Genomic DNA, 9359 nt, shown 5'->3' with positions numbered 1-9359 from the left:
AGCGGCAGCGGCTCGGAGGCGGTGACCAGTTCCCGCAGCGGATACCGGGCCAGGACCGCCTCCACCTCCGGCGTCAGCGCCGCCGCCAGACGGGCCGGGACCGGACGGGAGTCGTCGCCCAGCGCCGCCGCGGCCTTCAGAACCGTCGTACGGGCCCTGCCCTTCGGCACTCCGGCCGCCGCGCGCTCGTGGAGCCGGGCACCCTCCTCCAGGACCAGTCCCACGTCGACGCCGGCCGGGATCTTGATACCGGCGTGGTGGCGCCAGGTGCCGACCGGGTCGCTCCACGCCTCCACGGTGTACGTCCAGCGGCCCGGCGCGTCCACGGTGACCTCGGCGCCCCAGCGGTCGGTGCCGGGGGCGAGTTCGCGCATCGGGGTCCACGGGCCGCGACGGCCCTTGGGGCCGCGCAGGACGACGTTGGCGGCGACGGCGTCGTGTCCCTCGCGGAACACGGTCGCCGTCACCTGGAAGCTCTCCCCCGTGACCGCCTTGGCCGGGCGCCTGCCGCCCTCCACCGCGGGCCGCACGTCGCGGACCGGGATGCGGCCGATGACAGGGGTCGCACTCATGTGTCTCACCTTCGTTGTGCTCATGGCCGGGCTAACGGCCGGATCGGCCGCGCGGTTCTGCGCCGGGTCATCCGTCTGGCCCGCCGCCAGGCCTTTTGTCGTGTGGTCCGCCGGGGACGCCGCCCGGCTCCCGCTCCGGGACCGGAACGGGTGCACGCTCACCGCGCGGTCGCGGAGAGCCGGGCCGCCGGCCGGCCGCCGCGTCGCGCGGTCCCGGTCGCCCGGGGCCGCACGTCCTGTTCCTGCAGGTAGGCAGCGAGAGTTGTGCGCAGATAGCGCTCCGCCGCGTCCGCGGCCTCGCGCGCGCAGCGCTTGCCCATGAGCACACACAAGGTGTAGCCCGAGTCCTCGAAGGTGGCCCGCACCGCGCGGTCGGCAGGGGACGCGAGCATCACGCGTTCCCATGCCCGGTACCGCCGCAACTGCCTGGCGACCTCGGTCTTGGCCGGTAGCAGCATGACGCAGTCACCTTTCGGGCTCGATGAATGTTTCACTCATGGTGCATGCGCCGACACTCAGCGTCTTGTTGGATCTTCAATCACCTCAGGAGTGCGCTCGTGTTGCACGAATGGACTAACGCCCGCACTGTGGGAGGTGACTCAGAAGCGATCAGCGCTCACCCTCCGTATATTCGGCCCGCGGGGGCCCACGGAGCGGGAGCCTCGCCGGTGAGGAGCGAACGACGATGAAGAGCGCAGTTCCCTGCTACTACCACCTCGACGTGGACGTCAGTCCGGAGCGCGTCGGACAGGTCAACCGCATCCTGGCCGCTCACCTGAAGTACTGGGACCTCGAGAACCTCGTCGACCCCGTCTGCGGCGGCACCGGGATGCTGCTGGAGGCCATCGACGAGCACGCGACGGACAAGTCCATCTCGATCGAGATGTGGTGGAACGGCCAGCATCTGATCACGGCCGTCGGCGGCAACGACCGTGAGCTGCGCCCGGACCAGGACCTGCGCGGCTGCCTGGAGCGGATCGCCGCGATGAGCGACGGGTGGGGCTGCTGCGCCACCGACACCGGCAGCAAGGTCATCTGGTTCTCGCAGCGCGCACGGGCCGGCGAGCGGGTCCCGCTGGTGCCGACCGCACCGGCGCCGAGTCTGCGCGAGGGCCGCCCCGTGCCCCGCGAACTGCCGGTGGCGGTGCTGGCCGCCCCGGCGGTCGAGGAGGCCGGGATCCTGGAGGACGCCCGGTGACCTCACGGGCGTACCGAAGGGCCGGGGTGCCCGTGTGGAGCGGGCACCCCTACCCGCTGGGTGCCGAGTTCGACGGGCAGGGCACCAACTTCGCACTGTTCAGCGAGGTCGCCGAGCGGGTCGAACTGGTCCTCGTCGAGGACGACGGCAGCCACCGGACCGTCCCGCTGACCGAGGTCGACGGGTTCGTCTGGCACGGCTGTCTCCCGGACGTCGGTCCGGGGCAGCGGTACGGCTACCGCGTGCACGGACCCTGGGACCCGGCCGCCGGACACCGGTGCAACCCGGCGAAGCTGCTCCTGGACCCGTACGCGCGCGCCGTCGACGGCCGGACCGACAACCACGCCTCCCTCTTCGAACGGGCCGGGGACCGGCCCGATCCGTCGGACAGCGCCGGGCACACCCTGCTCGGCGTGGTGACCGACCCCGCCTTCGACTGGGGCGACGACACCCCGCCCCGGCGCTCGTACGCCGACACCGTCATCTACGAGGCGCACGTCCGCGGGCTGACCCGCACCCACCCCGGCGTCCCGCGCGCCCTGCGCGGCACCTACGCCGGCCTCGCGCACCCGGCGGTGACCGAACACCTCACCTCGCTGGGCGTGACGGCGATCGAGCTGATGCCGGTCCACCAGTACGTGCAGGACGGCGTGCTGACGGACCGCGGCCTGTCCAACTACTGGGGCTACAACACCATCGGCTTCTTCGCCCCGCACCACGCCTACGCCGCCCGCGGCACCCGGGGGCAACAGGTCACCGAGTTCAAGGAGATGGTGCGGGCACTGCACGCGGCCGGGCTCGAGGTGATCCTCGACGTCGTCTACAACCACACCGCCGAGGGCAACCAGAAGGGCCCCACCCTCTCCTTCCGCGGCATCGACAACGCCTCCTACTACCGGCTGGTGGACGGCGACTGGGCCCACTACTACGACACCACCGGCACCGGCAACAGCCTGCTGATGCGCCACCCGTACGTGCTTCAGCTGATCATGGACTCGCTGCGGTACTGGGTGACGGAGATGCATGTCGACGGCTTCCGCTTCGACCTCGCGGCCACCCTGGCCCGGCAGTTCCACGAGGTGGACCGGCTGTCGGCGTTCTTCGACCTGATCCAGCAGGACCCGGTGATCAGCCGCGTGAAACTGATCGCCGAGCCCTGGGACGTCGGCGAGGGCGGCTACCAGGTGGGCAACTTCCCGCCGCTGTGGTCGGAGTGGAACGGCATGTACCGGGACGCCGTACGGGACTTCTGGCGGGCCGAGCCGCACTCGCTCGGCGAGTTCGCCTCCCGGCTGACCGGCTCCTCCGACCTGTACGCCCACAGCAGGCGCCGGCCGCGCGCCAGCGTCAACTTCGTCACCGCGCACGACGGGTTCACCCTGCGCGACCTCGTCTCGTACAACGACAAGCACAACCAGGCCAACGGAGAGGGCAACCGGGACGGCGAGAGCCACAACCGGTCCTGGAACTGCGGGGTGGAGGGCCCCACCGACGACCCGGACGTCCTGGAGCTGCGCGCCCGTCAGCAGCGCAACTTCCTCGCCACCCTGCTGCTCTCCCAGGGCATCCCGATGCTGAGCCACGGCGACGAGCTCGGCCGCACCCAGCGCGGCAACAACAACGCCTACTGCCAGGACAACAAGGTCTCCTGGATCGACTGGCGGCTGACCGGTGAGCAGCGCGGCCTCGTCGACTTCTGCGGCCGGCTCGTCGCCCTGCGCGCCGCCCACCCCGTCCTGCGCCGGCGCCGCTTCTTCCGCGGCCCGGCCGTGACCGAGGCGGGGCAGCCGCTGCCCGACCTGGTGTGGCTGCAGCCGGACGCCCGCGAGATGCGTGACCGGGACTGGCTGCGCTCCGACGCCCACAGCGTCGGGGTGTTCCTCAACGGGGACGCCATCGCCGAACCCGACCCGAGGGGCGGGCCCGTCGTCGACGACTCGTTCCTGCTGCTGTTCAACAGCTACTGGGAGCCCGTCGCCTTCCGACTGCCCGGCGCGGCGTACGGGGAGCGCTGGACGGTGTGCGTGGACACGGCGGACCCGGACGGAGGCCGGGACGAGACGGAGTACAAGGCCGACGCCGAGGTGACGGTGGAGTCCCGCGGTCTGATCGTGCTGACGAGACCCCCGCGACGCTCCGCGTAGGCGGCACGCGGCACCCCCCGAGGACGCGGAGCGTCACCGCTGGCGGTGCGAGGTGACCGTGAACTGCGCGCCGTCCGGGTCCCGCAGGATCGCCTCCCCGGCCGTCTCGCGCAGCACGCTGCCGCCGTGCTTCTCGGCCGCCCGCGCGCAGCCCGGCACGTCCGCGACGGCGAAGTGGACCTGCCAGTGCGGCCGGATCGTCGGATCGGGGGCCGCCTCCAGCGCACCCGACTCGATCCGGGCCACGATGTCACCCCCGCTGCGCAGGACGACCTCGCCGCCCTCGTAGCGGACCTCGCAGCAGCCGGGGCGGTCCGAGGCCCAGTCGAGGATCTCGCCGTAGAAGATCGCGGAGTCGAAGGCGTCGCGGGTGTGGAGCCGGATGAAGGCAGGGGCCGCCTGCCGCCAGGCCTCCCAGTTGCCGATCAGCTTCCCCTCCCAGACGCCGAAGGTCGCGCCCTCCCGGTCGGCGAGCAGCGCCGCCCGGCCCGGCGGCAGCGAGATCGGTCCCACCGCCACGGTCCCGCCGCGCTCCCGCGCCCGGGAGGCGGCCTCGTCCGCGCTGGGTACGGCGAAGTACGGCGTCCACGCCACCGCCATCTGCCACATCGAGGCGACGGCGGCGATCCCGGCCACGGGGACGTCGTCGACCAACGCCGTGCGGAAGTGGTCGCCGAGGGTGCCGCGACGCCACCGCCAGCCCAGGACGGCCGCGTAGAACTCCTGAGTGGCCGAGAGGTCGCGGCTGGTCAGGCTCACCCAGCACGGCGCGCCGAACACGGAGTGCGTGGAGAGGACCTCTTTCGCACCGGGGGCGGAGGAAGACTGATCGTTCATGGTGCTCGCGTTCCTGTGTCGGTCGCCCGGCAGGCGGTCTCCCACCAGTGTCCGGCCGCGACCGGCCCGGGCGCCTGCCGAGTGACCCGGTGGCACGATGGAGAGGTGGCACGAGTACCGCGCGAACCCCGCGACGAAACGGCCCGGATCTTCCAGCTGCAGCGGGAGGTCGACCAGCTGAAGGGCGCGGTCGCCTCGCACGCCGTGGTGGACCAGGCGATCGGCGTGATCGTGGCCCTGGGGCGGGTGACGCCGGACGAGGGGTGGATGATCCTGCGGGACGTCTCGCAGCACACGAACATCAAGCTGCGCAATGTGGCCGAGCTGATCCTCATCTGGGTGCGCAGCGGAGACATACCCGAGGAGATCAGGGCGGAGCTGGAGGCGCGTGTGGACCAGTACGGCCCGCACCGGGTTGCGGGCGTGCCCCCATGGGAGTGAGACGACCGCTTCGCGCCCGGCCCGCCCGGGACTCAGTTGGCCTCGGGCACGATCTCCTCGCGCAGCCGCGCGAAGCAGCTGCTCAGCAGCCGCGAGACGTGCATCTGTGAGATGCCCAGCTGCTCGGCGATGCGGCTCTGTGTCATCCCCTGGAAGAAGCGCAGGTAGAGGATGGTCCGCTCGCGCTCCGGCAGCGCGCGCAGACACGGCGCCACGGCGACGCGGTCGACGACGGTGTCGTAGCCGGGGTCGGCGTCGCCGAGGGCGTCCGTCAGGGCGTAGCCGTCGGTGCCGGGCATCTCGGCCTCGAGCGACAGGGCGGAGAAGCACTCCAGCGCCTCCATGCCCGCGTGCACCTCGTCCTCGGTGAGCTGTGCGTACGCGGCGATCTCGGCGACGGTCGGGGCCCGGCCCGGTGTCGTCTGGGAGAGTTCCTTCGTCGCGTGCCGCACCCGGTTGCGCAGGTCCTGGACCCGGCGCGGGACGTGCAGCGTCCACATGTGGTCCCGGAAGTGGCGCTTGATCTCCCCGGTGATCGTCGGTACCGCGTACGCCTCGAAGGCGCGGCCGCGCTCCGGGTCGTAGTGGTCGACGGCCTTGACGAGCCCGAGGGCCGCGACCTGGTAGAGGTCCTCCAGGGCCTCGCCGCGGCCCCGGAAGCGGACGGCGATCCGCTCGGCCATGGGCAGCCAGAGCCGGACCAGCTCGTCCCGCAGCCGCCGGCGCTCCGGCCCGTCGGGCAGCGCGGCCAGCCGGACGAACGACTCGGTGGTGTCGGGGGCGTCGTCGTGCGGGTGCTGCTTCGTTCTGACGGTGGTACGCATCACGCGCGCCTTCCTCAGGGGTGCCGGGGGATGGACGGACACCGTGGGGGAGCGCGCTCGGACGGTACAGAGATCGCCCGGGGCGGCCCGATCGGCGGGCGCCCCACGGACGTGCCTCCTGTCCGAAGCACTGCCTTGCCCCTTCCCGCTGGGAGGCGTTATGAAACAGATGTCCTGGTTTGCTCGGGCTGATTTTGGGTTCCCGTGGGGGTTGTCGCCTCTGGGTCAGAGGCGATCTCGCGCGACGCCGCCGACCAGGAGGCCCTGCGTGCCGTGCCGCCCTGCCGGCGCCGCGCTCGCTCGCCGTCGGCCCGCACGAGGAGGCCGAGGAGTCATGCCGCCGCCCTCGCCCGGGCCGGGCTCGCCCGCGCCTCGGGGTGCTCGTCCTGGCCGCCGCGCCCGGAGTCGGCGCCGCCTCCGCGCCGCTCGTCCTGGCCGCCGCGCCCGGAGTCGGCGCCGCCTCCGCGCCGCTCGGCCGGCCCGCCCGCTGATCTTGCCCCGGACGTGATGTACGGCACGCCAGCGGACCGCCCCGAAGCGACCGCGGACGGATTCTTCCTGCGCACGGCTTGATCGACGATCAAAAGGGGTGAACCACCTGGCCACAGCGCATTCCGCTCATTTGACAGTGCGCTGAGCCCACGGATAGGAAGCAGCCCGTAGAAGTCGAGAGGTGGACTGTGTACGAGCCGAACGTGGTCGGGGACTGGCAGGAGTACGACGAGCATGCCGGTCTGCGGGTCCGTGTCCACCGGCTGGAGCAGTCCGAGCCGCCGAGAGGCCGCGACGACGCGGCCGAGGGACTGACCTACTTCTGTCTGCGGGTGACCGTGGAGAACCGGGGCGCCGGACACTCCACCATCCACCTCGAGGACGGCCAGATCGACGTGCGCATCGGGCCCGACGGGGAGAGCGCCTTCATCGACTGGCGCAACTCGCAGTTCATCGAGGGCTTCGACGTGTACCCGCTGCGCCGCGCGACCGCCGTCCTCTACGCCGCCGGCCCCGAGGCCGCGCTGGGCCAGGTGGACGTGCAGGTGCAGCTGCGCGTCGACGACGAGTGGGCCGAACGCCGGCTGTGGACCGGAGGCATCGGACTGCAGGAGGGGGCCGTGCCGACGGGAACGGTCCGGGACAGCCTGGCCTGCCAGGTGAGCAACTTCCTGCGGGACCAGGCGGCCGAAGAGGGCACCGCCTGACGCGGTGCCCGCCCTCAGTGCGGAATGCCGTCGATGATCTCCCGGGCGCCCTGACGCAGCAGCGCCACCGCCACCGACGTGCCGAGCGTCGCCGGGTCGAGCCGGCCCGCCCACTCGTGGGCGTTGAGCCGCACCTTGCCGTCCGGGGTGAACACGCAGGCCCGCAGGGACAGTTCGCCGCTGCGGTCCACCCGCGCGAACCCGGCGATCGGGCTGTTGCAGTGCCCCTGCAGGACGTGCAGGAACATCCGCTCCGCCGTGGCCTCCCGGTGGGTGGCCGGATCGCCGAGCCCGCTGACGGCGTCGATCAGGTCGCTGTCGCCCTCGCGGCACTGCAGCGCGAGGATGCCCGCGCCGATCGGCGGCATCATCGTCTCCGGCGACAGCACCTCGCTGATCACGTCCGTCCGGCCGATGCGCTCCAGACCGGACACCGCGAGCAGCAGCGCGTCCGCCTCGCCCGCCGCCAGCTTCTCCAGCCGCCGGTTGGCGTTGCCGCGGAACGGCACACACTCCAGTCCGGGATGCGTGGCGGCCAGTTGGGCGACCCGGCGCACCGAGGAGGTGCCGATCCGGGTGCCCTCCGGCAGCTCGTCCAGGGTGAGACCGCCGGGGTGGATCAGCGCGTCTCGGATGTCGTCCCGCTTCAGGAACGCGGCGAACACCGTGCCCGCCGGCAGCGGCCGGTCCGCCGGGACGTCCTTGACGCAGTGCACCGCCAGATCCGCCTCACCGGCCAGCAGCGCCGCGTCCACCTCCTTGGTGAAAGCGCCCTTGCCCTCGACCTTCGACAGATCGCCCATCCACTTGTCGCCGGTCGTCCTCACCGGGACGACCTCGGTGCGCACACCGGGATGCAGGGCGGCCAACTCCGCGCGGACACGCTCCACTTGGGCCAGGGCCATGGGGGAGTCGCGGGAGACGATGCGGATCAGTTCCGGAACGGACATGCGGGACACGATAGACCCTCACGACCCGTGTTCCGCGCCGCTTCCCGCTTTCGGACCCGGCGGCACGGTGTGGACCGCCGGTCGGAGGGGTAAGGATCCGCGGCCGTTGAACGGTGACGGGCCGGCCGCCGCGGCTCAGGTCCTCGTCGAGCCGCCGGGCGTCCGTCGGGGCCCGACCGGCAGCGAGAAGCGGCGCTTGTCCTGGCCCCGGGCGCCGAGACGGTCGTAGAAGCGGATCGCGCCCTCGTTCCACGCCGGGGTCTGCCACTGCACCTCGGGCAGGCCCAGTGCCCTGGCCTGTTCGTACACCGCATCCATCAGCCGGGCGCCGAGGCCCAGACCGCGGTGGCCGGGAGTCAGGAAGAGGCAGTCCAGGTGGAGGTACTCGCCGCCGTCCCAGGTCGACAGCTCGGGCGCGCAGGTGGCGTAGCCGGCGATCTCGCCGCCGGGGAGCTCGGCGACCAGGCAGCGCAGCCGGGGCGCCGGCGTGTCGAAGAGGAGCACGGCCAGCCGGTCCGCGAGGCCGGGCGCGGGTGGGGCGGCCTTCTCGTACCGCGCGTGCTGCGCGGCGAGTTCGGCGACGCGGGGCAGGTCGGCCCGCTCGGCGTGCCGCACGACGGGGGCGGTCACCTGAGGTCCCCCTCGACCGTGTCCGTGCTCCAGGCCGCCAGCCGCTCCGGCAGCGGGCCCGTGCCGTCCAGGATCCGGCGGGCGAACGCGTCGCGTTCCCGGGCGAACACGGCCGCCTCCCACACGCACGGCGCGAGTCCCGCCCGGCCCGGCCGCAGCTCCCGCGGGCGTCCGGCCGGGCCCGTGAACACGGCCAGGTCCGCCATGCCGCCCTCGATCCAGGTGAGGAGCAGGACGTAGTCGCCGTCGCCGCCGGCGTGCGCGATCAGTACGGCGAGGCCCAGCGAGCCCCGCTGCTCCCCGAGGGCCAGATGGCCGGCGGCGATGCGCAGCGCCTCCTCGGCGAACGGCTCGGAGACCGTGCGGCCCGGCGCCTGGAGCGCGTACGCCTTCACCAGGTGCCCGGCGACCTCGTGCGTGCCCAACGCGCGGACGGGACGGGCGTGATGCTCCTCGGCGAGGGCGAGCAGTTGCTCGGCCCGGACGGCCGCGGGCAGTGCGTCGTGAAGATCCATCCGGCCATCATGCGGTGCCCGCGGCGTCCGGACCAGCGGCCGGCCCGCC

11 protein-coding genes are annotated in these 9359 nt (G+C 72.7%); 4 read left to right on the top strand and 7 right to left on the bottom strand.

Annotated elements, in window-relative coordinates; genetic code table 11:
* On the bottom strand, positions 1 to 572 hold a 572-nt coding region (locus ACFY30_RS20060; RefSeq protein WP_390846496.1), incomplete at its 3' end, for a maltotransferase domain-containing protein.
* 158 nt (positions 573 to 730) lie between these two features.
* Positions 731 to 1030: a DUF5133 domain-containing protein gene (locus tag ACFY30_RS20055; RefSeq protein ID WP_390846495.1), complete on the bottom strand. Its 300-nt coding sequence runs from the start codon at positions 1028 to 1030 to the stop codon at positions 731 to 733.
* Positions 1031 to 1257: 227 nt separating this feature from the next.
* On the opposite strand from ACFY30_RS20055, the gene ACFY30_RS20050 reads away from it, so the two are divergent.
* Together ACFY30_RS20050 and glgX are read left to right on the top strand one after the other, a co-directional pair.
* Positions 1258 to 1770 (top strand): pep a2, encoded by a 513-nt coding sequence (locus ACFY30_RS20050; RefSeq protein ID WP_390846494.1) that lies wholly within the window; start codon positions 1258 to 1260, stop codon positions 1768 to 1770.
* Positions 1767 to 3914, top strand: coding sequence for a glycogen debranching protein GlgX (glgX, locus tag ACFY30_RS20045; protein WP_390846493.1), 2148 nt, complete (start codon positions 1767 to 1769; stop codon positions 3912 to 3914). Before ACFY30_RS20050 ends, glgX begins: the two co-directional genes overlap by 4 nt.
* 33 nt (positions 3915 to 3947) lie before the next feature.
* Here glgX and ACFY30_RS20040 read toward each other — a convergent pair whose 3' ends face one another.
* Entirely contained in the window at positions 3948 to 4751 is an 804-nt protein-coding gene (locus ACFY30_RS20040; RefSeq protein WP_390846492.1) for a VOC family protein, read from the bottom strand.
* A 105-nt stretch (positions 4752 to 4856) separates the two neighbouring features.
* Here ACFY30_RS20040 and ACFY30_RS20035 point away from each other — a divergent pair, with 105 nt between their 5' ends.
* Entirely contained in the window at positions 4857 to 5192 is a 336-nt protein-coding gene (locus ACFY30_RS20035) for an ANTAR domain-containing protein (protein ID WP_390846491.1), read from the top strand.
* Between the two features lie 32 nt (positions 5193 to 5224).
* On the opposite strand, the gene ACFY30_RS20030 is transcribed toward ACFY30_RS20035, so the two are convergent.
* Positions 5225 to 6016, bottom strand: a complete 792-nt coding sequence (locus ACFY30_RS20030; protein WP_390846490.1) for an RNA polymerase sigma factor SigF — start codon at positions 6014 to 6016, stop codon at positions 5225 to 5227.
* Positions 6017 to 6696: 680 nt separating this feature from the next.
* Here ACFY30_RS20030 and ACFY30_RS20025 point away from each other — a divergent pair.
* Positions 6697 to 7215 (top strand): hypothetical protein, encoded by a 519-nt coding sequence (locus ACFY30_RS20025; protein ID WP_390846489.1) that lies wholly within the window; start codon positions 6697 to 6699, stop codon positions 7213 to 7215.
* A gap of 14 nt (positions 7216 to 7229) precedes the next feature.
* Here the strand turns inward: ACFY30_RS20025 and hemC are convergent, their stop codons facing one another.
* From hemC to ACFY30_RS20010, 3 genes are all read right to left on the bottom strand, one after another.
* On the bottom strand, positions 7230 to 8165 hold the full coding sequence (gene hemC / locus ACFY30_RS20020) for a hydroxymethylbilane synthase (RefSeq protein WP_390846488.1): 936 nt from the start codon (positions 8163 to 8165) through the stop codon (positions 7230 to 7232).
* Positions 8166 to 8300: 135 nt separating this feature from the next.
* Positions 8301 to 8795 (bottom strand): GNAT family N-acetyltransferase, encoded by a 495-nt coding sequence (locus ACFY30_RS20015; protein ID WP_390846487.1) that lies wholly within the window; start codon positions 8793 to 8795, stop codon positions 8301 to 8303.
* The gene (locus tag ACFY30_RS20010) at positions 8792 to 9310 is read right to left on the bottom strand and encodes a hypothetical protein (RefSeq protein ID WP_390846486.1); all 519 of its coding nucleotides are present in this window, start codon (positions 9308 to 9310) and stop codon (positions 8792 to 8794) included. The genes ACFY30_RS20015 and ACFY30_RS20010 overlap by 4 nt, the downstream gene beginning before the upstream one ends.
* Between the last annotated feature and the right edge of the window lie 49 nt (positions 9311 to 9359).

This window comes from Streptomyces sp. NPDC000345 (assembly GCF_042898825.1).
GTDB lineage: Bacteria > Actinomycetota > Actinomycetes > Streptomycetales > Streptomycetaceae > Streptomyces.
The sequence above is the reverse complement of the archived record's forward strand: the minus strand, read 5'-3'. Positions and strand labels throughout refer to the sequence as shown.